Annotated in this window: 18 protein-coding genes; 8 read left to right on the top strand and 10 right to left on the bottom strand. The window is 70.0% G+C overall.

The annotated features are described in order from the left end of the window. Window positions 1-62: 62 nt before the first annotated feature. The gene (locus CEG14_RS25060; protein ID WP_094829140.1) at window positions 63-953 is read left to right on the top strand and encodes a LysR family transcriptional regulator; all 891 of its coding nucleotides are present in this window, start codon (window positions 63-65) and stop codon (window positions 951-953) included. A gap of 10 nt (window positions 954-963) precedes the next feature. On the opposite strand, the gene CEG14_RS25055 is transcribed toward CEG14_RS25060, so the two are convergent. After that, window positions 964-1,815 carry a LysR substrate-binding domain-containing protein gene (locus CEG14_RS25055; RefSeq protein WP_094829139.1) on the bottom strand — a complete coding sequence of 284 codons (852 nt, stop codon included), beginning with the start codon at window positions 1,813-1,815 and terminating at the stop codon, window positions 964-966. 142 nt (window positions 1,816-1,957) lie between these two features. Between CEG14_RS25055 and CEG14_RS25050 the strand changes: the two genes are divergently transcribed. Continuing rightward, entirely contained in the window at window positions 1,958-2,641 is a 684-nt protein-coding gene (locus CEG14_RS25050; RefSeq protein ID WP_094829138.1) for an O-methyltransferase, read from the top strand. 54 nt (window positions 2,642-2,695) lie between these two features. Here CEG14_RS25050 and CEG14_RS25045 read toward each other — a convergent pair whose 3' ends face one another. Continuing rightward, window positions 2,696-3,040 carry a hypothetical protein gene (locus CEG14_RS25045; RefSeq protein ID WP_094829137.1) on the bottom strand — a complete coding sequence of 115 codons (345 nt, stop codon included), beginning with the start codon at window positions 3,038-3,040 and terminating at the stop codon, window positions 2,696-2,698. Window positions 3,041-3,249: 209 nt separating this feature from the next. Between CEG14_RS25045 and CEG14_RS25040 the strand changes: the two genes are divergently transcribed. After that, entirely contained in the window at window positions 3,250-5,991 is a 2,742-nt protein-coding gene (locus CEG14_RS25040) for a cation-transporting P-type ATPase (protein WP_094829136.1), read from the top strand. A gap of 277 nt (window positions 5,992-6,268) precedes the next feature. On the opposite strand, the gene CEG14_RS25035 is transcribed toward CEG14_RS25040, so the two are convergent. Both CEG14_RS25035 and CEG14_RS25030 read right to left on the bottom strand, forming a co-directional pair. Further along, on the bottom strand, window positions 6,269-6,883 hold the full coding sequence (locus tag CEG14_RS25035) for a TetR/AcrR family transcriptional regulator (protein ID WP_094829135.1): 615 nt from the start codon (window positions 6,881-6,883) through the stop codon (window positions 6,269-6,271). Window positions 6,884-6,992: 109 nt separating this feature from the next. Further along, window positions 6,993-9,167: a malate synthase G gene (locus CEG14_RS25030; RefSeq protein WP_094829134.1), complete on the bottom strand. Its 2,175-nt coding sequence runs from the start codon at window positions 9,165-9,167 to the stop codon at window positions 6,993-6,995. A gap of 242 nt (window positions 9,168-9,409) precedes the next feature. Between CEG14_RS25030 and glcC the strand changes: the two genes are divergently transcribed. Beyond that, on the top strand, window positions 9,410-10,174 hold the full coding sequence (gene glcC / locus CEG14_RS25025) for a transcriptional regulator GlcC (RefSeq protein ID WP_094829133.1): 765 nt from the start codon (window positions 9,410-9,412) through the stop codon (window positions 10,172-10,174). A 10-nt stretch (window positions 10,175-10,184) separates the two neighbouring features. On the opposite strand, the gene CEG14_RS25020 is transcribed toward glcC, so the two are convergent. The 4 genes from CEG14_RS25020 to CEG14_RS25005 all read right to left on the bottom strand — a co-directional run bounded on the left by CEG14_RS25020 (window position 10,185) and on the right by CEG14_RS25005 (window position 14,491). Further along, entirely contained in the window at window positions 10,185-11,285 is a 1,101-nt protein-coding gene (locus CEG14_RS25020; protein ID WP_094829132.1) for a saccharopine dehydrogenase family protein, read from the bottom strand. Between the two features lie 263 nt (window positions 11,286-11,548). Further along, complete coding sequence (locus CEG14_RS25015; RefSeq protein ID WP_094829131.1) at window positions 11,549-11,938, bottom strand: DUF4148 domain-containing protein; 390 nt, start codon at window positions 11,936-11,938, stop codon at window positions 11,549-11,551. A 285-nt stretch (window positions 11,939-12,223) separates the two neighbouring features. Next, window positions 12,224-13,150 carry a 4-hydroxybenzoate octaprenyltransferase gene (gene ubiA / locus CEG14_RS25010; protein WP_094829130.1) on the bottom strand — a complete coding sequence of 309 codons (927 nt, stop codon included), beginning with the start codon at window positions 13,148-13,150 and terminating at the stop codon, window positions 12,224-12,226. A gap of 141 nt (window positions 13,151-13,291) precedes the next feature. Next, window positions 13,292-14,491, bottom strand: coding sequence for an aminotransferase-like domain-containing protein (locus tag CEG14_RS25005; RefSeq protein ID WP_094829129.1), 1,200 nt, complete (start codon window positions 14,489-14,491; stop codon window positions 13,292-13,294). 141 nt (window positions 14,492-14,632) lie between these two features. Between CEG14_RS25005 and CEG14_RS25000 the strand changes: the two genes are divergently transcribed. Both CEG14_RS25000 and dapA read left to right on the top strand, forming a co-directional pair. Then, the gene (locus tag CEG14_RS25000; protein ID WP_094829128.1) at window positions 14,633-15,130 is read left to right on the top strand and encodes a GAF domain-containing protein; all 498 of its coding nucleotides are present in this window, start codon (window positions 14,633-14,635) and stop codon (window positions 15,128-15,130) included. A 299-nt stretch (window positions 15,131-15,429) separates the two neighbouring features. Continuing rightward, window positions 15,430-16,392 (top strand): 4-hydroxy-tetrahydrodipicolinate synthase, encoded by a 963-nt coding sequence (gene dapA / locus CEG14_RS24995; RefSeq protein ID WP_094829127.1) that lies wholly within the window; start codon window positions 15,430-15,432, stop codon window positions 16,390-16,392. Here the strand turns inward: dapA and CEG14_RS24990 are convergent. Next, window positions 16,377-17,738, bottom strand: a complete 1,362-nt coding sequence (locus tag CEG14_RS24990; RefSeq protein WP_094829126.1) for an APC family permease — start codon at window positions 17,736-17,738, stop codon at window positions 16,377-16,379. The two genes, dapA and CEG14_RS24990, sit on opposite strands and share 16 nt — an antisense overlap. Further along, window positions 17,735-18,559, bottom strand: a complete 825-nt coding sequence (locus tag CEG14_RS24985; protein WP_256986047.1) for a methyltransferase domain-containing protein — start codon at window positions 18,557-18,559, stop codon at window positions 17,735-17,737. Before CEG14_RS24985 ends, CEG14_RS24990 begins: the two co-directional genes overlap by 4 nt. A gap of 276 nt (window positions 18,560-18,835) precedes the next feature. On the opposite strand from CEG14_RS24985, the gene CEG14_RS24980 reads away from it, so the two are divergent. Continuing rightward, entirely contained in the window at window positions 18,836-20,485 is a 1,650-nt protein-coding gene (locus CEG14_RS24980) for a GMC family oxidoreductase (protein WP_094829124.1), read from the top strand. A 262-nt stretch (window positions 20,486-20,747) separates the two neighbouring features. Beyond that, a complete protein-coding gene (locus CEG14_RS24975; RefSeq protein WP_094829123.1) occupies window positions 20,748-22,025 on the top strand; it encodes a putative Na+/H+ antiporter in 1,278 nt (425 codons plus the stop codon). The last annotated feature ends 147 nt before the right edge of the window (window positions 22,026-22,172 follow it).

Genomic DNA, 22,172 nt, shown 5'->3' with positions numbered 1-22,172 from the left:
TGCTGACAGATAACCATGTCAGAATCGATCACATTGATCCATTTACCTCAACAATAGACGCCATGGACCGATTCCAGGAGATGCAGGCCTTCGTGCGCATCACAGAGCGCGGCAGCTTCACGCGCGCCAGCGAAGACCTGCGCATCCCGCGCGCCACGATCACCAACCTGATCAAGCGCATGGAGGCGCGGCTCGGCACCCGGCTGCTGGAGCGCAGCACGCGCGCCGTGCGGCTCACGCCGGATGGCGAGGCGTTCTACCAGCGCTGCGTGCGGCTGCTGGCCGACATGGAAGAGGCGGAGGGCGCGTTCCGCCACGCGGCCGCGAAGGGGCTGCTGCGGGTCAATCTGCAGGGCACGCTGGCGCGCCATTTCGTGGTGCCGGCGCTGCCCGCGTTCCTCGAACGGCACCCTGGCATCGAGCTGCACCTGGGCGAGGACGACCGGCTGGTGGACCTGGTGCGCGAGGGCGTGGACTGCGTGCTGCGGGCGGGCTACCTGCAGGATTCCAGCATGGTGGGCGCGCGCGTGGCGCTGCTCGAACAGGTGACCGTGGCCAGCCCCGCCTATCTCGCGCGCCACGGCGTGCCGACCGGGCCCGACGCGCTCGCGGAGCACCGCGCCGTCAACTTCGTGTCGAGCCGCTCGGGCCGCGTCATGCCGCTGGAGTTCATGGTGGACGGCCGCCAGGTCGACGTGGTGCTGCCCGGTCCGGTCAGCGTCACGGGCGCCGATCTGTACGCCGCCTGCGCGGTGTCGGGACTGGGCCTGATCCAGGCACCGCGCTACCGCTTCGAGGCCGAGCTGGGCGCGGGCCGGCTGCAGGTGGTGATGCCCGGTCATCCGCCTCCGCCCATGCCGGTGTCGGTGCTGTATCCGCAGAACCGCCAGCTGTCGGTGCGGGTGCGCGCTTTCGTGCAATGGATGCGCGAGGTGTTCGCGCAGGCGGGCTGAGCCCGCGCGCTCAGCGCTGCAGGGCCTGGCTCAGCCACGCGATGAAGCGCCGCGCGCGCGCATCGGGCTCGCCGGCCGCCAGCGCCATCATGCCGCCGGCAAAGGGCGTGAAGCCGTGGGGGGCGACCAGGCTGCCGTCGGCCAGCTCTTTCTGCACCAGGCGCGATTCCACCAGCGCGACGCCGAGACCGCCGAGCGCGGCCTCGATGCACAGGTGCGTGTGCGGAAACGCGATCTCGCGCCGCGGCAGGTCGCGCCGCCCGGTGAGGGCTTGCCACTGGCTCCAGGCGCTGGTGGTGTATTCGTGCGTGATGCGAACGGCGCCACGCGCCTTCATGTCGTAGCCCGGCCGGCACACCGGTCCGAACGCGGCCGGCGCCAGCGGCAGCGCGCGTGCGCGCTCGGCTTCGGGGTAGTGACTCAGGTCCCAGGCGATCAGCAAGTCTGCCCCCTCGGCGCGGATCTCGCGCGCCGACGTCATCGAGAGCCGGATGCGGATGTCGGGTTCGTCGCGATAGAAGTCGGCCAGGTGCGGCACCAGCCAGCGCATCGCAAACGTGGCGCTGCAGGCCACGTGCAGGCCCGGCTGGCGGGCGCGCTGCTGCACCCGGGCGTAGCCGTCTTCGAGCTGATCGAACAGCGGGCCGACGATGGCCTGCAGGGCCTGGCCGGCCTCGTTGAGCACGATGCCGGTGCCCTGGCGGGCGAACAGCGCCGCGCCGGCGTGTTCCTGGAGCGCGCGCAGCTGCCGGCTGACGGCGCCATGGGTGCGGTGCAGCTCGGCGGCGGCGGCGGTGACCGAGCCGCTGCGCGCGACGGCGTCGAAGGCACGCAGGGCCGAGAGCGGAGGGAGTTTGCGCATGGTGAGCCTATGTTGGCCGCGAAAGGCGACACCAGTATGTCAGGAAAACTCACGAATGCGCGCCGAATTAGTCGCTATTGCGGGTCGGCTGCGGTGCCTAAGATCCTGGTCATTCGAAGCCATGTAGCGAAGGAAGCCCGCCATGACCCCTGCCCACGATCCTGCGCGCTGGAACGCGCTGGACCAGTACTTCACCCGGACCCTGCACCTCGATGAGGGCGTGCTGTCGGCCGCCCTGGCGCGGGCCCGCGCGGCCGGGCTGCCGGCCCACGAGGTGGCGCCCAACCAGGGCAGGATGCTGGCGTTATTTGCACGAATGTGCGGCGCCCGCCGGATCCTGGAGGTGGGCACGCTGGGCGGCTACAGCACGCTGTGCATGGCGCGCGCGCTGCCGGTGGGCGGCCGGCTCGTCACGCTCGAGGCGGACCCGCGCCATGCGATGGTTGCGCGCGAAACCTTCGAGGCCAGCGGCCTGAACGACACCATCCGCCTGATCGAGGGCGATGCGCGCGAGACGCTCGCGGCGCTGGCGCGCGTGGGCGAGGCGCCCTTCGACATGGTGTTTCTCGATGCGGACAAGGCCGACAGCGCGGTCTATCTCGAGCGCCTGATGCCGCTGGTGCGGCCCGGCAGCGTGATCGTGGCCGACAACATCGCACGCGCCGGCCGGCTGGCCGATCCCGCGCATGCAGACGATCCGGACGTGCGCGGCGTGCACGCCTTCTTCAGCGCCGCCGCGCGCGACCTGCGGCTCGAGATCACGGCGGTGCAGACGGTGGGCGAAAAGGGCTGGGACGGCTTTGCGCTCGCGTACGTGAGCGCCTGAGGCGCGGGCCGGGCCGGCGCGCACCCGCGCGCGGCGGCGCGCGCCGCGCCGGGCTCAGCGGCCCACCGCGTCGCGCGGGTTGGACTGCGGCAGCGTGCTGCGCGGCTGCGTGGTGGTGTTGGCCGATGAGCCCGCCGCCGGCCGGTCGCTCTGGCGCGCGCGATCCTGCGGCCGGGGCTGCGCCGCGTTGGGCGGCATGCTGTGCGGATGCGTGGCGCCCGGCAGCGTGCGCTGGCCATTGTCCAGCGGCGGGGGCGGCTGGTATTGGGGCGTGGGCGTCGGACCCGTTTGCGGCGCGTTCTGCACTTCGTCGGCGTTCTGCGCCTGGGCCATCAGGGGGGCGGCTGCCAGCAGCAGCGCCGCGGCCACGTGACGGGCCGGCATATTTTTGTGGTTCATGACTTCCTCCGCGAGCGAGGGTTGAGCTTCGCGTGGAGCAAGCGCCGTGCCCGGTGCCGACGTTGCCGCAGGTCAATGCGCGGTCGGCGCGGAGTGGTTACGATGGGGTCGGATGCCCGGGCGACCCCCGGTGCCTTCCAGGCCGCCCGTCCGTACCGGCGTGCTCCACGCCCGCGACGGCTCCTCCCTGCAACCCAGGACACGGATCCATGACCGATCGCGCCACCTCCGTCACGCCCACCCCCGCCGCCGCGCCCCTCTGGCATACCCTGCCCGAGGCCGAGGCGCTGTCGCAGCTGCAGACCGGCGAACACGGCCTGAGCGCCGCGGAAGCCGCGCGCCGCCTCGCGCAGCACGGGCCCAACCGCCTGCCCGAACAGCGCCGGCGCAGCGCGTTGATGCGCTTTCTGATGCAGTTCCACAACGTGCTGCTGTACGTGATGATGGCGTCGGCCGTGATCACGGCCTTTCTCGGGCACTGGATCGACACCGGCGTGCTGCTGGCCGCGGTGCTCATCAACGCCGTGATCGGCTTCATCCAGGAAGGCAAGGCGGAGTCGGCGCTGGACGCGATCCGCGCCATGCTGTCGCCGCACGCGGTGGCCGAGCGCGACGGCGAGCGGCGCGAGATCGATGCCGCCGAGCTGGTGCCGGGCGACATCGTGCACCTCATCTCCGGTGACCGCGTGCCGGCCGACCTGCGCCTGATCTCGACCAAGGAGCTGCGCGTCGAGGAGGCCGCGCTGACCGGCGAATCGCTGCCGGTCGAGAAAGCCACCGCCGCCGTGGCGCAGGACGCGCCGCTCGGCGACCGCTACGGCATGGCGTACTCCGGCACGGTGGTGGTGTATGGCCAGGCGCGCGGCGTGGTGGTGGCCACCGGCAGCCACACGGAGCTCGGCCGCATCAACCAGATGCTCAGCAGCATCGAGAGCATGAGCACGCCGCTGCTGCGCCAGGTCGACCGCTTCGGCCGCACGCTGGCCGTCGTGATTTTGGCGGTGTGCGCGGTGCTGTTCCTGGTGGGCACGCTGTGGCGCGGCCACTCGGCCGCCGAGATGTTCATGATGGTGGTGGCGCTGGCGGCCTCGGCGATTCCCGAGGGCCTGCCGGCCCTGATGACCGTGACGCTCGCGCTCGGTGTGCAGCGCATGGCCCGGCGCCGCGCGATCGTGCGCCGCCTGCCGGCCGTGGAGGCGCTGGGCTCGGTCACGGTGATCTGCTCCGACAAGACCGGCACGCTCACGCGCAACGAGATGACGGTGCAGCGCGTGGTGTGCGCCGGCCGCGCCTACGACGTGAGCGGCGTGGGCTACGAGCCCGGCGGCGAATGCACGCTGGACGGCCGCGCCGTGGCGGTGGCGGACACGCCCGCGCTGGCGCAGGCGGTGCGTGCCGCCGTGCTGTGCAACGACGCCGTGCTGCGGCCCGACGGCACGCACTGGCGCGTCGAGGGCGACCCCACCGAGGGGGCGCTGCTGGTGCTGGGCGAGAAGACCGGCTACGCGCAGGCGCAGGGCGAGGCCGAATGGCCGCGCCGCGATTCGATTCCGTTCGAGTCGGAAAACCGCTACATGGCCACCCTGCACCGCGACGCGTCGGGCAGCCCGCTCATCTACGCCAAGGGCGCACCCGAACGCATCCTCGACATGAGCGTGGACCAGCTCGACGCGCAGGGCGCGCGCGTGCCGCTCGACGTGGACTACTGGCGCCGCATGGCCACCGACACGGCGGCCAAGGGCCTGCGCCTGCTCGCGCTGGCGGTGAAGCACGCGGAGCCGGCCGGCGCCACGCTCGGCGCGGCCGACATGGAAGACGGTTATACGATGATCGCGCTGGTGGGCATGATGGACCCGCCGCGCAGCGAAGCGATCGACGCCGTGGCGCGCTGCCACGAGGCCGGCATCGTGGTGAAGATGATCACCGGCGACCACGCCGAGACCGCGCGCGCCATCGGCGCGCAGCTCGACATCGGCGTGGGCAAGCCCGCGGTCACGGGCGCCGAGGTGGCCTTGATGGACGACGCCACGCTGCGCGAGACCGTGCTCGGCGTGGACGTGTTCGCGCGCGCCAGCCCCGAGCACAAGCTGCGCCTCGTGCAGGCCATGCAGGCCGGCGGCCAGGTGGTGTCGATGACCGGCGACGGCGTGAACGATGCGCCCGCGCTCAAGCGCGCCGACGTGGGCGTGGCGATGGGCCTGAAGGGCACCGAGGCGGCCAAGGAGGCGGCCGACATGGTGCTGGCCGACGACAACTTCGCCACCATCGCGGCGGCCGTGCAGGAAGGGCGCGGCGTGTACGACAACCTGCGCAAGTTCGTGCTGTTCATGCTGCCCACCAACGGCGGCGAGGCGCTGATCGTGATCCTCGCCATCCTGTTCCAGTTTGCCTTGCCGATCACGCCGGCGCAGGTGCTCTGGATCAACCTGGTGACCTCGAGCTGCCTGGGCCTGGCGCTGGCCTTCGAGCCCACCGAGGCCGGGATCATGCAGCGCGCGCCGCGGCCGCCGGGCCAGCCCCTGCTGTCGGGCTTCTTCGTCTGGCGCGTGGTGATGGTGTCGGCGCTGATGGCGGCGGGCGGCCTGGGCATGTTTCTCTGGGAGCTGCGCAACGGCACCTCGATCGAAACGGCGCGCACCATGGCGGTCAACGCCATCGTGATGGCCGAGATGTTCTATCTCGTCAACAGCCGCTCGATCTTCGGTTCGATCCTCAATCGCCAGGGGCTGTTCGGCAATCCCTACGTGCTGATGTCGATCGGCGCCTGCCTGCTGCTGCAGCTCGGCTACACCTACCTGCCCATCATGCACACCGTGTTCGATTCGGCGCCGCTGTCGCTGCTGAACTGGGCCGAGGTGATCGGCGTGGGCCTGCTGGTGTTCCTGGTGGCGGAGTTCGAGAAGTGGGTGATCGGCCATACCGCGCTGGGCAAGCGCCTGGCGCGGTTCTGAGGCCGGTTCGGGCGGCGGGTGCCGCTTGTCGCCCGCCGCTCGCCGCGACACCGCGCCACACCGCGCCCGGCCGGGGCGGCCGCTCAGAACAGGGAAATGTCTTCGTTGCGATCCGGCAATTGCCGCAGCAGGGCGCGCCAGCCGATCCAGGCGCGCACGCCGCCCGCCACCGCCGCCAGGCCCAACACCAGCCATCCATTCATGATCTGCTCCGTTTCGCACGATCGTGCGAAATAAGGTGCTGCAACACCCCGCGCGGGCGCGGGGCAGGGCGCCGTCAGGCGGCGGAAAAACTGCGGTACGTGGAAATCAGGCGGCGATAGGCCAGCCGCACCCGCTCGGGCGCGGCCGGATCGCGCAGGAAGCGCGCGTCATGCATCAGCCCGACCATCAGGCTGTAGAGCTCGAACACCAGCTGCACGGCGTCGGTGTCGGGCCGCAGGTGGCCCGCCTCGAGCGCCTGCTCGGCGGCGCGCTGCAGCGCCGCGCGCCAGCGCAGCACGTTCTCCTGCAGGCGTTCGCGGATCGGCGTGTCGAGGTCGTCGTACTCGAAGGCGCCGGCCACGTAGATGCAGCCGGTCAGGGTGTCGACGTTGCTGGCACGGGTGATCCAGTTGTGCACCAGGGCGTCGAGCCGCGGCAGGCCGCGCGGCGCCTGCATGGCGGGCGTGAACACCGCCTCCACGAAGCGGCGGTCGTATTCGTCGAGCACGGCGCGCTGCAAGGCCTCGCGCGACCCGACCCGCGAGAACACGCCGCTCTTGCTGATGGCCAGCCGGCGCGCGACCTCGCCCAGCGAGAGCGATTCCAGGCCTTCGCTCGCCGCCATGTCGAGCGCGGTGTCCACGATGGCCGCGTAGGTGAGCTCGCTCTTGGAAGGGTGGGTGTCCATGCGCAGCAATTTAGCACGGTCGTGCGAAAAAGCAAGCCCGGGTGAGGGCGCCGGCCAAGAAAAAGCCCCGCTCGTCGAGCGGGGCCTGGCTGCTGCGGGCGAATCGCGATCAGCGCTGCGCGGCCTTGAACTCGAGGCGGAAGCGGTGCAGCAGCGGCTCGGTGTAGCCGTTGGGCTGCTTCAGGCCCTCGAACACCAGCGCGGTGGCCGCGCGGTAGGCGAAGGACCGGTCGAAGTGGCCCGCCATCGGCAGATAGTGCGGGTCGCCCGCGTTCTGGCCGTCGACCACGGCGGCCATGCGCTCGAAGGTGGCGCGCACCTGGGCTTCGTCGACGATGCCGTGACGCAGCCAGTTGGCGATGTGCTGGCTCGAGATGCGCAGCGTGGCGCGGTCTTCCATCAGGCCCACGTCGTGGATGTCGGGCACCTTGGAGCAGCCCACGCCCTGGTCGATCCAGCGCACCACGTAGCCGAGGATGCCCTGCGCGTTGTTGTCGAGCTCCTGCTGGATCGCTTGTGGCGTCCAGCCCGCGGGATCGCCCACCGGCACGGTCAGCAGGCCCTCGAGCAGGCCGTCGCGCACGTCGGCGTAGCGGGTGCGCTCGAGCTCCTGCTGCACGGCCTGGACGTCGACCTGGTGGTAATGCAGCGCGTGCAGCGTGGCGGCGGTGGGCGAGGGCACCCATGCGGTGTTGGCGCCGGCCTTGGGATGCGCGATCTTCTGTTCGAGCATGGCCGCCATCAGGTCGGGCATGGCCCACATGCCCTTGCCGATCTGGGCGCGTCCGCGCAGGCCGCAATCGAGGCCGGCCAGCACGTTGTTGCGCTCGTAGGCGGTGATCCAGGCGCTCGACTTCATGTCGCCCTTGCGCAGCATCGGGCCGGCCTCCATCGCGGTGTGCATTTCGTCGCCGGTGCGGTCGAGAAAGCCGGTGTTGATGAAGGCCACGCGTTGCGAGGCGGCCGCGATGCACGCGGCCAGGTTGACGCTGGTGCGGCGCTCCTCGTCCATGATGCCCATCTTCACGGTGTTGCGCGGCAGCTTGTAGAGGTCTTCGACGCGGTCGAACAGCGTGTTGGCGAATGCCACCTCGGCCGGGCCGTGCATCTTGGGCTTGACGATGTAGATCGAGCCGGTGCGCGAGTTGCGCTTGAGCGCGAGGTCGGCGGTGGCGGCCAGCACGGTGATGACGGCGTCGAGGATGCCTTCCGGGATCTCGGCGCCCTGCGCGTCGAGGATGGCCGGATTGGTCATGAGGTGGCCCACGTTGCGCACGAACATGAGCGAGCGGCCGGGCAGCGTGAAGGTATTGCCGTCCAGGCCCTGGTATTCGCGGTCGGGCGCCATGCGGCGCGTGAAGCGCTTGCCGCCCTTGGCGACCTCTTCGGTGAGGTCGCCGCGCATCAGGCCGAGCCAGTTGCGGTAGATGTGGACCTTGTCCTCGGCATCGACCGCGGCGACGGAGTCTTCGCAGTCCATGATGGTGGTGAGCGCGGCTTCGACCAGCACGTCTTTCACGCCGGCCGCGTCGGCGCTGCCGATCAGGTGCTGGCGATCGATCTGGATCTCGAAGTGCAGGCCGTTGTGCACGAACAGCAGCGCGGTGGGCACGCCGGCTTCGCCGTGGAAGCCCAGCAGCTGCGCCGGATCGGCCAGGCCCACCAGCTTGCCGCCGATGGTCGCGGCGAGCCTGCCGTCGGCAATGGCATACGCCGTGACGTTGGCGTGCGAGCCCTGCGCCAGCGGCGCGGCCTGGTCGAGGAAGGCGCGCGCGCGTGCGATCACGGCGTGGCCGCGCTGCGGGTTGTATTCGGTGCCGGCGGCGCCTGCGCTGGCGGGGATGGCATCGGTGCCGTAGAGCGCGTCGTACAGGCTGCCCCAGCGCGCGTTGGCGGCGTTCAGCGCGTAGCGCGCGTTCGACACCGGCACGACCAGCTGCGGCCCGGCCTGCACGGCGATCTCGCGGTCGACCTGCGTGGTGCTGGCCCGCACGTGGGCGGGCGCCGGTTGCAGGTAGCCGATCTGTTCGAGGAACTGGCGGTACGCCGCCGCATCGCGGATCGGCCCGGGGTGGGCGCGATGCCAGGCGTCGAGCTCGGCCTGCAGGCGGTCGCGTTCGGCCAGCAGGGCGCGGTTCTGCGGCGCCAGTTCATCGACCAGGGCCGCGAAGCCGCTCCAGAACGCGTCGCTGTCCACGCCGGTGCCGGGCAGCAGCTCGTCTTCGATGAATTGGTGCAGGACGGGGGCCACTTGCAGGCCGTGGTGCGGGATGCGCTCGGTCATGATGGTCTCGGGAGAGTTGGAAGCGGGGAGGCGCGGCGCACGGGGCGCCGCAGGACATGGCTGCATCATCGCGGCAGCAAGGGGCCGCTGTCCATAGGCCCGGCCACTGGTCAGACCAGTTTATTGCGCTGCGGGTTTGGCGCGCCTGAGCGTTTTATGATGTGATTTCAATTACTTGAGAAATCGATCATGCCGGTGGCCCGCCGAGGCCACGCCCTGGTCATACCAGTTGGAACGATTCCATGGATACCCCGGAAGCGGGCCGCCGCCCGCAGGTGGCCGAAGCCGTGGCCGAACGCATCGAGCGCCTCATCCTGGATGGTGTGCTCAAGGCCGGCCAGCCCCTGCCCTCGGAACGCCGGCTCACCGAAAAGCTGAAGGTCTCGCGCAGCGCGCTGCGCGAGGGCCTGCACCTGCTGCGCGCGCGCCAGATCATCCACACCGAACAGGGTCGCGGCTCGTTCGTGGCGCAGATGTCGCAGGTGGATGCGGGGCCGCTGGTGCATCTGTTCCACTCGCAGCCGCGCACGCTCTACGACCTGCTCGAGGTGCGTTCGCTGCTCGAGGGCGAGTCGGCGCGGCTGGCCGCGATCCGCGGCACCGAGGCCGACTTCATCATGATCCGGCGCCGCTACGACGCCATGGTGGCGGCGCATGAGACCGGCGCCGACGTGGCCACGCACGCGCATCACGATCACGACTTCCACCTGGCGATCTGCCAGGCCTCGCACAACGCGGTGCTGGTGCACACGCTGCAGTCGCTCACCGATCTGCTGCTGGGCTCGGTGTTTGCGTGCGTGAACAACCTTTATCACCGCCAGCCGCACAAGCAGCAGATCGACCTGCAGCACGAGCGCCTGTTTCAGGCGGTGATCGGGCGCCAGCCCGACGAGGCGCACCGCGCCGCCACGGATCACGTCGACAGCGTGCGGCGCAGCCTGCGCGAGATCGAGCAGGAAGAGCAGCGCCTGGTGCGCGCCACCCTGCGGCTCGAAGGCTGGACCTGAGCCGCGCCGGCTAGAGGGTGGCCATGTCGGCCACCGCGCGGCCGTCGTAGATCCTGCCGTGGCGGTTGGCCAGCAGATCGGCGAGCGCGATGCGCTCCTGGCCGACGAAGCCGCGCTGCGGCAGCCTGCCGCCGTGCACCAGGTCGAGCGCGGCGCAGATGCCGGCCGCCGTGGTGAGCTGGATCGCGCTGAGGAAATGTCCGTCGATCGGGGCGCCATGGATCTGCGCCACGAACGACTCCTGCACCAGCCGGCGCGCGCGGTGGCCGCTGGCGCTGGCCAGAATCACGATCACGTCCTGCTCGGTGGAGGGGATGGCCGACTCCAGGATCTCCTGCAGCAGATCGCGGCGCTCGCGCAGGCGCAGATCATTGAGCAGCAGCTTGATGATGTCGCAATGGCCGGGGTAGCGCATCGACTTGTAGTCGACGTTGCGCGCGCGGCCGGCGAGCGTGTGCGGCAGCGTGCCGAGCCCGCCCGAGGTGTTGAAGGCCTCGTATTCCACGCCATCGAGCGTGAAGGTTTCGTAGCCTTCGAGCGGCGCCACGCGCTGCAGCTCGCCGTCGACCAGCGCTTCGCAGGGATTGCAGTACTCGTTGATCAGCCCCTCGGTGCTCCACGTCAGGTTGTAGCGCAGCGCGTTGGAGGGGTAGCGCGGCAGGGCGCCCACGCGCATGCGCAGGTCGAGCAGCGTGTCGAAGCGCCGGGCCAGATCGTGGCCGACCACGCCGATGAAGCCGGGAGCGAGGCCGCATTGCGGCATGAGCACCGCGCGCGCGTCGCCCGCCAGCGCGGCGATCGCCTGCGTGCTGGCCACGTCTTCGGTCAGGTCGAAATAGTGGACGCCGGCGGCGGCCGCGATGCCTGCCGCGGAGACCGCGCAATGGAACGGCAGCGCGTTGAGCACGGCGTACTGGCCGGCGATGGCTTCGCGCAAGCCGGCGTCGCCGCGCACCCGCAGCGTCTCGCAGCCCAGCGCCGCGACGGCGTTGAGCCGGGCGTCGTCCTGGTCGGCCACGCGCACGCGATAGTCGCCCGTGCGGGTCAGCAGCAAGGCGATGGCGAAGCCGATCTTGCCGGCGCCAAGAATGGTGATGGGGGTATCGGACATGGCGCAGCTCCTGAAACGGGTGGGAAACGGGACGGCACCATGCTATCGGCGCGACCTGCCGGAATGTAGCCAGCAGATTGGCGATAAATCGTAGGGAACACTACGGAATGACTGGATGTGACGCTATTTCGTCGAAAAAGGAGAATTCGGCCCCCTGAACGGCCGAAGCCCGCCAGGCGGGCGCCGTGAGGGGCGCCGCGAGGCGGGCTTCGACCATTGGGAACGGAACGGGACGTCGGTTCCCGGGAGCCTGCGATTCGGGATCAGCCCTCGACTTGGGGCGGATAGTCCAGGTTGCCGAAGGTGACGATGCCTTCCGCCTTGGCCTGGGCCAGATCGGCCTTCACCTGGGCGCGCGTTTCGGTCGGGCCGGTGCTCGCCACGCGGGGCGGGTAGTCCAGATTGCCGAAGGTCACTTCCCCGTCGGCCTTGGCCTGGGCCAGCTGGTCGGCAACCTGCTGCGACGACAGCGACTGGCCTTGCGCGATCACGGCGGGGTAGCCTTCTTCACCGAAGGTGTAGGCGCCTTGCGCCTTGGCCTGCGCCAGCTCGGATTGCACCTGGGCGCGGGTGGGTTCCTGGTTGAGGTCGGCGGCTTGGGCACCGGCCATCATCGACATCGACAGCACAACAGCGGTAGCAAGGGTCTTCATGGTTGATTCCTCCAGGGGTCTACACAAGGGATCGGACTCGGCGGCCTATCCGTCGTGTTCGTGTTTGTTTCCCGTTGAAGACATTCTGGACCGGCCTCGCCTCCGGATAAACCCGGATTGGCAGAAAACATTATTCCACCAGCGCAAGTAATCCCCGTAACATAATGATAACTATCCCATACGTGGGGATATGAGCGCCATACGTGGGGCGCCCTCCCGCGACACCTGCGCATGAAAAAACCGCCCCGGGGGGCGGTTTTGCGCAGGGCGGATGCCACCCGAAGGTCAGGCGGCGAGGGTGCCCGCCAGCGCGGAGCCGATCAGCAGCAGCCCGGTCCAGAGATTGGCGCGGAACAGCGCCAGGCCGCGCTCGGGACGGCGGATGTCGAACTCCTTGAGCTGCCACGCCAGATGGATGGCGACCAGCGCCATGCCCGCCTGATAGGGCCAGCCCAGCCCCATGGCATGGCCGCCCCAGACCCACAGCGCGATGGCGCCGAGATAGAAGCCGCCGATCCAGGTCTTGCCCTGGTCGCCGAAACGCATCGCGGTGGAGTGCAGGCCGAGGCTGCGGTCGTCGCGCACGTCGATGTAGGCATAGATGCTGTCGTAGCCCACCTGCCACAGCACCGCGCCGAGCCACATGGCGATGGCGGCCAGCGGAACGGTGTTGTGCGTGTCCGACCAGGCCATCAGCATGCCCCAGTTGAAGCAGATGCCCAGCACGACCTGCGGCCAGTAGGTCACGCGCTTGCAGAAGGGGTAGATGAATACGAACGGCAGCACCGCCACGGCCCACCAGCGGCTCAGTTCGTTGATGAAGAACAGCAACGAGGCGCACACCAGCAGCTGCGCGACCAGGAAGATCACCGCCTGGCGCATGCTGAGCTGACCGCTCGTGAGCGGCCGGAAGCGGGTGCGCTCGACGTGGCGATCGATGTCGCGGTCCCACATGTCGTTGACCGTGCAACCAATGCCGCGCATCAGCAGCGCGCCCAGCGAGAACACGATCAGGCGGCGCAGGTCCGGCAGGCCGCCCGAGGCCTGGACCAGCGCGGCGATGCAGGGCAGCAGCGTGAGCCAGGTGCCGATCGGACGGTCGAGGCGCGCCAGGCGCGCGTAGGGGCGCCACGCGCGCGGCAACCAGCGTTCGACCCAGTCGTTGAAAACAATGTCGTTCAGGTCGGGGGCGGCGGATTGGGGCGTGCTCACGGCAGGCAAGGGCGGATGCGGTGGGGAGGGAAATCGAGCCGCGCAGGCGCGCGCGCCTGGCGGAGCCAGGCCTCAATACTAGCAGGCGGGACAGGCGGATTCGCGGCGCGGCCGCCCCGAGGCGACCGCGCCGCGTGACGATCAGGCGTAGGCGTGCAGCAGCTTGCCGAGGATCGCGATGCCGGCGCGGATCTTGTCTTCCGGCACGGTGGCGAACGACAGGCGCAGCGTGTTGGCGCGCGGCAAACCGGCGTAGAACGGCGCGCCCGGCACGAACGCCACGTTCTGTTCGATCGCGGCGGCCAGCAGCGTGGTGCTGTCGATGTGCTCGGGCAGCGTGACCCACAGGAACATGCCGCCTTCGGGCTTGGTCCAGCTCACGGTGGCCGGGAATTCCTTCGTGATGGCCTCGAGCATGGCCTGGCCCTGCTTGCGATAGATCTCGCGCACGTTGGGCAGGTGCTGTTCGAGGAAGCCGTCCTTCACGATCTCGTACACGGCCATCTGCGTGAGCGTGGGCGTGTGCAGATCGGTGGCCTGCTTGGCCTGCACCAGCTTGTTGATGATGTTGCGCGGCGCGGCGATGTAGCCCAGGCGCAGGCCCGGCGCCAGCACCTTGGAGAAGGTGCCGAGGCGGATCACGGTGGCGCCGACCTTGCTGCCCAGGGCCAGCAGGCCCGGCTGCGGTTCGCCCGCATAGCGCAGCTCGCCGTAGGGATCATCCTCGATGATGGGCAGGCCGAATTCGGCGGCGCGCGCCACCAGCGCCTCGCGGCGCGCGAGGTCGAGCGTGCGGCCGGTGGGATTCTGGAAGTTGGGCAGGGCATACAGGAAGCGCGCGCCCTCGGCCAGCTCGGCGGTGATCGCCTCGGGGATCAGGCCGCCTTCGTCGGTGGCCACCGGCACGAACCGCGGCTGGTACAGCGAGAACGATTGCAGCGCGCCGAGGTAGCTCGGATCCTCGACCAGCACCTTGCTGTCTTTGTCGATCAGCACCTTGCCCAGCAGGTCGAGCGCCTGCTGCGAACCCGACACGATCAGGATCTCGTCGGGCGAGACCTGGGCGCCGGCCTTGTTCAGGTCGTCGGCCACCCACTTGCGCAGCGGCGCGTAGCCTTCGGTCGGGCCGTATTGCAGGGCGGCGCGGCCGTTGGTGGACAGGACCTTGTCGAAGGCGGCGCGTACCACTTCCACCGGGAATCCGCCGGGGGCGGGCAGGCCGCCGGCGAAGGAGATGACCTCGGGGCGCTCGGTGACCTTGAGGATTTCACGGATGGCGGAGCTGGTCAGCTGCCGGGCGCGTTCGGAGAACGAACACGCGGGTTCGAAAGGCTTGTCCATGGGAGGGCTTCTGAAGGAAGGTATTGACACTTGCGGTAAAAACTCATTGTTGCACACGGACCGAAAGCCGGTGCCGCACGCCGAAGTGCCCCCGAAATCAATCCCGTCGATTCCCGCCGGTACAGTTACAAATAGAAGCATATGTTCGAAGCCACCGCCCTGTCCGCCGATTCCAAGCCGGAGCTGTATCGCCAGCTCGCCGCGCAGATGAAGGCGCTGCTCACCGACGAGTACGACCTGATCGCCAATGCCGCCAACTTCAGCGCGCTGGTGTGGCAGGCCGTGCCCGACATCAACTGGGCCGGGTTCTATCTCTACGATGGCCGCGAGCTGGTGCTCGGGCCGTTCCAGGGCAAGCCGGCCTGCGTGCGCATCGCGCTCGAGCGCGGCGTGTGCGGTGCGGCCGCGAGCGCGCGCCAGACCCAGGTGGTGGCCGACGTGCACGCGTTTCCCGGCCACATCGCCTGCGATGCCGCATCGCGTTCCGAAATCGTCGTGCCGCTCGAGCGCAATGGCGCGCTGCTGGGCGTGTGGGACGTGGACAGCCCGGTGCCCGGTCGCTTCGACGAGGAAGACCGCGTCGGCATGGAAGCGTTGTGCAAAGTCTTCACCGACAGCCTGAACGCGCCGCCGCGTTGACAGGCGCGAGCCGGGCGCGGCAGAATGCCGGCTCGGCTTACCTCTCCAGCCCGATACTGTCTTTTCATGAACCAGGCCTTTTTCCACGCTGACTCTTCCCGCGCCATCGGTGCGGCGTCGTCGCGTGCCGGCCTGAAATCCAAAAAACAGCAGCTCATCTGACCGGAGCTTGCTGTTCCGTCAGATGGGCGACGGAACAGCGGCGAAACCGGCTGCGCTCACACGCGCATTCCCTCTTCTCCACACCCCTTCGCGTATCTGCACGGTCACCATTACGGTCCGCACCGAAGGAGTGCCCCATGTCGATCGCAACGCTTACCGCCGCCACCGGCGTCATCCCGTCCCAGTCCGCCGCCGCAACGGTTGCGCCCGCAACGGCTCCCGTGTCGTTCCACGGCGTCTGGGTGCCGCTGGTGACGCCCTTCAATGAAGACGGCCCCGACCTCGCCGCCGTGCGCCGGCTGGTGCGCCACTATGTGCGTGCGGGCGTCGACGGCCTGGTGGTGTGCGGCAGCACCGGCGAGGCCGCCGCGATGGACGAGTACGAGCAGCTGACCGTGCTCGACACGGTGCTCGACGAGGCCGGCGCGCTGCCGGTGGTGATGGGCCTGGCGGGCAATCACCAGCGCGACGTGCTGCGCCGGCTGGCGGTGTTTGCCACCCGTCCGCTCGCGGGCCTGCTGGCGCCGGCACCGTATTACGTGCGGCCGAGCCAGGCCGGCCTGCGCGCCTATTTCGAGGCGCTGGCCGACGCCTCGCCCGCGGCGCTGCTGCTCTACGACATCCCGTATCGCACCGGCGCGCAGCTCGACGTCGCCACGTTGCTGCAGCTCGCCGACCATCCCAACATCCGCGCCATCAAGGACTGCGGCGGCTCCATCGAAAAGACGCAGGCGCTGGTCGCGCATGGCGGACTGCAGGTGCTGGCCGGCGAAGACCTGCATGTGCTGGGCACGCTCGCGCTGGGCGGCAGCGGCCTGATCGCGGCCTCGGCGCACGTGCGCCCGGATCTCTTCGTGGCGCTGTACCAGGCCATGCAGGCGCAGCAGGTGGCGCTGGCGCGCCAGCTGTTCCATGCGCTGGCACCCGTCATGAAGCTGTTGTTCGCCGAGCCCAATCCGGGTCCGGTCAAGGGCCTGCTGGCGCGCCAGGGCATGCTGCGCGCCGACGTGCGCGCGCCGATGGCCGCGGCCAGCGCCGCGCTGGTGGACCAGCTCGACGCGGCCGTCGCCGAGCTCGACCGGCGCTACCCGCTGGCCTGAGCCGGCTTGAGCAGGCGCAAGAGCGGCAGGCCGAGCGCGAGCACGGCCAGGCCCATCAGCGCGCCCGCGCCGGCGTACACCGCGCTGGAATACACCAGCCCGGCGCACGCCAGCGCGAGCAGGGCCGGCGTGAGCGGATAGAGCGGCACGCGGAAGGGGCGCGGGCGCGCCGGATCGAGCCGGCGCAGCCGCCACAGCGATGCGGCCACCAGCATCATGAAGAGCCAGAACACCGGCGCGGTGTAGGCCACCATGGTCTGCACGCTGTTGGCGCTGAGCGCGCCCACGCCGACCAGCACCAGCGTGAGGGCGCCCTGTGCCAAGAGCGCGTTCACCGGCGAGTGGCCGCGCGCGTTCCAGCCGGCCAGCCCGCGCAGCCGCGGCACGTCGCGGCCCAGCGCGTAATAGAGCCGGGCGCCGGTGAGGATGGTGCCGTTGATGGTGCTCAGCGCGGTGGCGCAGATCAGCAGGCTCAGGCCGGCGGCCGCATACGGACCCGCGGCCAGCTGCATCACGGCCGCGCCGACCGCATTGCTGTCGCGCAGCCCCTGGAGGCCGAAGAGCTCGAGCAGCGCGAGGTTGATGAGCAGATAGGCCACCGTGACCACCGCCGTGCCGGCGAGCAGCACGCGGCTCATGTTGCGCCCGGCGTCGCGCAGCTCGCCGCTCAGATACGCGGCCTCGTTCCAGCCGCCATAGGTGAGCAGCACGAAGACCATGCCCATGCCGAGCAGGCCGGCGGGATTGCCCGTCAGGCCGGCGACGACGGGCGTCTCGGCGGCCTGCGGCGCCGCCGTGAGCCCGGCGATCAGCACCGCGGCCAGCGCGGCCAGCGTGAGCAGGGTGAAGATCCACTGCAGCCGCTTGGACGGGCGCGTGCCGGCGATGTTGAGCGCGGTGAGCGCCACCACGGAGATCGCCGCGTGCAGCGCGACGCCGTGCGGGCCCAGCGGCAGCAGCTGCTGCGCGTAGTCGCCATAGATGAAGGCCACCACCGCGATCGCGCCGGTCTGGATCACCGTGCAGCGCGCCCACGCGAACAGCAGGCCGACGCGCGCGCCCCATGCCCGCGAGAGATAAAGATACTCGCCACCCGCGCCGGGATAGGCCGCGCCCAGCTCGGCATAGCAGAGCGCGCCGATCAGCATCACCAGCCCGCCCGCGCCCCACAGCGCGAGATACACGAGCTCCGAGCTGGCGTGCTGCGCGACCAGCGGCGGGAAGCCGAAGATGCCGATGCCGATCACCACGCCCACCAGCACCGCGACGGCGTCGAGCGCCGACAGGCTGGGTTCGTGGGCGGCCTCGCTGGCGGGCAGGGCGAGGCTTTCGCCGCCCGCGCTCATCGGGCCTGCCGCGTGGCTTGCCAGCCGCCGTGCAGCCCGTCGCCGCTGCGCGCCTGCATGCGGTCGCCCTCGATCACGCCCACGTACTGGCGCGGCTTGCCGCCGTCGTCGAGCGTGAAGCGCAGCTCGGTGCCGCGCAGCGTCGCGTCGCTCACCGGCAGCGCCGCGCCATCGCGCTGCGCCGTGGCGCGCACCTGCTGGTACTGCTGCTCCAGGGTCAGCGCAAAGGCGCCGGCGGGATCCTCCACCTGCCAGGTGCCGGCGGCCTTGGCGGGCACGATCCAGAGATAGAGCGAGCGGCCGTCGACCATCTCGCGGCGGTCGCTTTGCCAGTCGCCCATGGTGAAGGCGTGCGACACCACGCGCGAACCCGGCGCCATCTTCTCCAGGATCACCGGACGCATGGCGAGGTTCACGTCGGGCAGCAGATACATGGTCAGCACCGAGGCATTGGCGATGTCGGTCTTGAACAGGTCCTGCTTCTTGAAGGTCACGCGGCCTTCGACCTGGGCCTTGCGCGCGTTGGCATTGGCTTCCTTCACGCGCGCCGGGTCGATGTCCACGCCCAGCGCATTCTGGGCCTCGCGGTCGCGCACCGCGGCGATGGCGATGCGGCCGTCGCCCGATCCCAGGTCGATCACCGAGTCACGCGGGCCGACCTCGGCCATCTCCAGCATCTTCGCCACGGCGTCGTCCGGGGTGGGCACGTAGGGCACGTCGAGCTCGACCCAGCGCTTCGGCGTTTCGGCCTGGCCAGCTGCCGGCAGCAACAGGGTCGCGGCGGCGATCGCGCATGCAAGGGCCGATCTGATTCCAGACATTTTGCGGCTTGGCGTGTGAGTGAGCACTTGCATATCGTTCTCCCGGTGCAGCGTGCCGCGCGGGCGGCGGCACGGGTGGCGTTGGACTGGATGGCAGCGGCGACGGCGGTCGTCGCCTGACAAATCCCTGAACAAACCTGACAACCCTACACGATTTAGGTTCCGTCCTGGTTTTCCTTCGGGACGTCCCGGGTAGGCAGGGCGGAGCCGCTGGACTACAACTCCGCTCAGACAACGTTGCGCGGACTCACGCGCTTCGACCAGGAGACTAGACCCGTGGGCAAGGCTGGCGGCGGTACCGATCTGGTGTACGACTACATCATCGTGGGGGCGGGGTCGGCGGGTTGCCTGCTGGCCAACCGCCTGTCGGCGGACCCCGATGTGCGGGTGCTGCTGCTGGAGGCGGGCGGTGCCGACAACTGGCACTGGATCCACATCCCCGTGGGTTATTTGTACTGCATCGGCAATCCGCGTACCGACTGGTGTTATCGCACCCAGCCCGAGCCCGGCCTCAACGGCCGCGACCTGGGCTATCCGCGCGGCCGCGTGCTGGGCGGCTGCTCGTCGATCAACGGCATGATCTACATGCGCGGCCAGCGCCAGGACTACGACGGCTGGGCCGCGCAGGGCAACCCGGGCTGGAGTTGGGACGACGTACTGCCCCTGTTCAAGGCCTGCGAAGATCACCACGGCGGCGCCGGCCCGTTCCACGGCGCGGGCGGCGAATGGCGCGTCGAACGCCAGCGCCTGTCGTGGGAGCTGCTCGATGCGTTTCGCGCCGCGGCGGCGCAGGCCGGCATTCCTTCCATCGACGACTTCAACCAGGGCGACAACGAAGGCTGCGACTACTTCGAGGTGAACCAGCGCAGCGGCATCCGCTGGAACACGGCGAAGGCGTTCCTGCGGCCCGCGCTCAAGCGGCCCAACCTGGACGTGATCACCGGGGCGCGGGCGCGCCGCATCGTGTTCCAGCAGCGGCGCGCCAGCGGTGTCGCGTTCCACACCGATGCGGCGGGCGTTCGCACCGCCCAGGCCCGTGCCGAGGTGATCCTGGCCGCGGGCGCCATCGGTTCGCCGCAATTGCTGCAGGTCTCGGGCGTGGGCCCGGCCGCCTGGCTCGAGCGCCACGGCGTGCCCGTGGTGCACGACCTGCCCGGCGTGGGCGGCAATCTGCAGGACCACCTGCAACTGCGCCTGATCTACCGCGTGCGGGGCGCGCGCACGCTCAACGCGGTGGCCGGCACGCTGTGGGGAAAATTCATGATGGGCGCGCAATACGCCTGGTCGCGCCGCGGTCCGCTCAGCATGGCGCCGTCGCAGCTCGGCGCGTTCGCGCGCTCCAGCCCCGAACACAGCCGCGCCAATGTCGAATACCACGTGCAGCCGCTGTCGCTCGACAAGTTCGGCGAGCCGCTGCACGCCTTCCCGGCGTTCACGGCCTCGGTGTGCAATCTGCGCCCGACCAGCCGCGGCCACGTGCGCATCGTCTCGCCCGACGCGCAGCAGGCGCCCGAGATCCTCTGCAACTATCTCTCCACGCCCGAAGACCTGAAGGTGGCCGCCGACAGCATCCGGCTCACGCGCCGCATCGTGGCGCAGCCGGCGCTGGCGCGCTATCGCCCCGAAGAGTATCTGCCCGGCGAGGCGGTGCAGTCGGCGCAGGACCTGGCCCGCGCGGCCGGCGCGATCGGCACCACCATCTTCCATCCGGTCGGCACCTGCAAGATGGGACGCGACGCCGACGCGGTGGTGGACGCGGACCTGCGGGTGCGCGGCGTGTCGGGCCTGCGTGTGATCGATGCGTCGATCATGCCGACCATCACGTCGGGCAACACCAACTCGCCCACCATCATGATCGCGGAGAAGGGCGCCCGGCTGATCCGCGAGGCCCGCACGGCGGCACGCGCGGCGGCGAGCGCGGCGTAGCGTGGCGGCGAGTGCGGCGGCGAGTTCGGCGGACATTGCGGCGGACATTGCGGCGGCGAGCGCGGCGTAGCGCGGCGGACATTGCGGCGGCGAGTGCAACAGCCGCGCCGAGGCGAGCGGGCGGGTGCGCGTACCGGGTTTTCCCCTGCGCCGAGAAGGCCGGCGCGCGCGTGCGGCTGCGTTATATTGCGGCTCTTCTTTCCATCGTGCGCGCATCGGGGCCTGGGCCGCGACGGCGTGCTCGCGCACCGGATCCGATTTGATGCCGTCCTTCATCGAGTTGGCCGCGACCCTGCTGTTCGCGGTCGCCGTCATCCACACGTTCTCCGTCCCGTTCTTCGCACGCCTGGCGCATCGCAACGGGCCGCATGCGGGCGTCTGGCACCTGCTCTCCGAAGTGGAGGCCGTGTTCGGCGTGTGGGCCTTCGTGCTGATCGTGGTGATGGCGCTGACGGCCGGCACCGGCAGCGCGCTCGACTACATGGACACGCGCAACTTCACCGAGCCGCTGTTCGTGTTCGTCATCATGGTGGTGGCCGCGAGCCGGCCCATCCTCGAGCTGGTGGAACGCGTGGTGCGGGTGGTGGCGCGCGCGCTGCCGCTGCGCCGCGAGCTGGCCACCTTCTTCGTCATCATGGCGCTGGTGCCGCTGGGCGGCTCGTTCATCACCGAGCCGGCCGCGATGACGCTGGCCGCCATCCTGCTGCGCGACGGCTATTTCCGCGTCCATGGCCGCGCCGGCTTCAAGTACCTGGCGCTGGGCGTGCTGTTCGTCAACGTGTCGATCGGCGGCGTGCTCACCTCGTATGCCGCGCCGCCGGTGCTGATGGTGGCCTCCACCTTCGGCTGGGACACCACCTTCATGGCGACCCATTTCGGCTGGCGCGCCGCCGTGGCCGTCTGCATCAACGCGGGCCTGCTCACGTTCCTGTGCCGCGAGGCGCTGGTGGCGGGCGCGCTGACGCAGGGCGTGAACACGCCCGACGGCGAGTCGCGCCGCGCGCCGGTGCCGGCCTGGGTGATCCTGGTGCACCTGGCGATCCTGATCGGCGTGGTGCTCACCGCGCACCATCCCGCCGTGTTCCTCGGCCTGCTGATGATGTTCATCGGCTTTGCCGAAGCCTACAAGCGCCACCAGAATCGCCTGCTCATCAAGGAAGGCTTGATGGTGGGCTTCTTCCTGGCCGGCCTGGTGGTGCTGGGCGGTCTGCAGAAATGGTGGCTGCAGGACCTGCTGGGCGGACTCTCGCCCGGCGTGCTGTATTGGGGCGCCACCGCGCTGACCGCCATCACCGACAACGCGGCGCTCACCTACCTGGGCTCGCTGGTCGAAGGCACGAGCGAGGCCTGGCGCTACATGCTGGTCGCGGGCGCCGTCACCGGCGGCGGCCTGACCGTGATCGCCAACGCGCCGAACCCGGCCGGATTCGCCATCCTGAAGAACCAGTTTCCCGACGGCAGCATCTCGTCGGGCCGGCTGTTTCTGGCCGCGCTGGTGCCCACGGGCGTGGCCGCGGTGATGTTCCTGCTGCCGGTCTGAAAGATGGTCGGCGGTGGCGACCTGGAAAAACGCTAAAATTCAAGTCTTTCCCGTAGTTTTGCCGGACCGGCTTGCGCCTTCGGCAGCCCGCGGGCGCCTTCCGGCGCCCGCTGCCATGCCCGAGCGGCACGGCGGGGTTGCCCCAGG

Origin of the sequence: Bordetella genomosp. 1, assembly GCF_002261335.1 — a bacterium.
GTDB lineage: Bacteria > Pseudomonadota > Gammaproteobacteria > Burkholderiales > Burkholderiaceae_B > Bordetella.
The sequence above is the reverse complement of the archived record's forward strand: the minus strand, read 5'-3'. Positions and strand labels throughout refer to the sequence as shown.

What these genes read in the sequence shown, in the direction of transcription:
- CEG14_RS25045 (WP_094829137.1), bottom strand. Translation starts at nt 3,040, where the DNA reads ATGAACCACAAAAATATGCCGGCCCGTCACGTGGCCGCGGCGCTGCTG.
- CEG14_RS25005 (WP_094829129.1), bottom strand. Translation starts at nt 14,491, where the DNA reads ATGGACAAGCCTTTCGAACCCGCGTGTTCGTTCTCCGAACGCGCCCGG.
- dapA (WP_094829127.1), top strand. Translation starts at nt 15,430, where the DNA reads ATGTCGATCGCAACGCTTACCGCCGCCACCGGCGTCATCCCGTCCCAG.
- CEG14_RS25015 (WP_094829131.1), bottom strand. Translation starts at nt 11,938, where the DNA reads ATGAAGACCCTTGCTACCGCTGTTGTGCTGTCGATGTCGATGATGGCC.
- CEG14_RS25055 (WP_094829139.1), bottom strand. Translation starts at nt 1,815, where the DNA reads ATGCGCAAACTCCCTCCGCTCTCGGCCCTGCGTGCCTTCGACGCCGTC.
- CEG14_RS25050 (WP_094829138.1), top strand. Translation starts at nt 1,958, where the DNA reads ATGACCCCTGCCCACGATCCTGCGCGCTGGAACGCGCTGGACCAGTAC.
- CEG14_RS24975 (WP_094829123.1), top strand. Translation starts at nt 20,748, where the DNA reads ATGCCGTCCTTCATCGAGTTGGCCGCGACCCTGCTGTTCGCGGTCGCC.
- CEG14_RS25020 (WP_094829132.1), bottom strand. Translation starts at nt 11,285, where the DNA reads ATGTCCGATACCCCCATCACCATTCTTGGCGCCGGCAAGATCGGCTTC.
- glcC (WP_094829133.1), top strand. Translation starts at nt 9,410, where the DNA reads ATGGATACCCCGGAAGCGGGCCGCCGCCCGCAGGTGGCCGAAGCCGTG.
- CEG14_RS25035 (WP_094829135.1), bottom strand. Translation starts at nt 6,883, where the DNA reads ATGGACACCCACCCTTCCAAGAGCGAGCTCACCTACGCGGCCATCGTG.
- CEG14_RS24985 (WP_256986047.1), bottom strand. Translation starts at nt 18,559, where the DNA reads ATGTCTGGAATCAGATCGGCCCTTGCATGCGCGATCGCCGCCGCGACC.
- CEG14_RS25060 (WP_094829140.1), top strand. Translation starts at nt 63, where the DNA reads ATGGACCGATTCCAGGAGATGCAGGCCTTCGTGCGCATCACAGAGCGC.
- CEG14_RS24990 (WP_094829126.1), bottom strand. Translation starts at nt 17,738, where the DNA reads ATGAGCGCGGGCGGCGAAAGCCTCGCCCTGCCCGCCAGCGAGGCCGCC.
- CEG14_RS25040 (WP_094829136.1), top strand. Translation starts at nt 3,250, where the DNA reads ATGACCGATCGCGCCACCTCCGTCACGCCCACCCCCGCCGCCGCGCCC.
- CEG14_RS25030 (WP_094829134.1), bottom strand. Translation starts at nt 9,167, where the DNA reads ATGACCGAGCGCATCCCGCACCACGGCCTGCAAGTGGCCCCCGTCCTG.
- CEG14_RS25000 (WP_094829128.1), top strand. Translation starts at nt 14,633, where the DNA reads ATGTTCGAAGCCACCGCCCTGTCCGCCGATTCCAAGCCGGAGCTGTAT.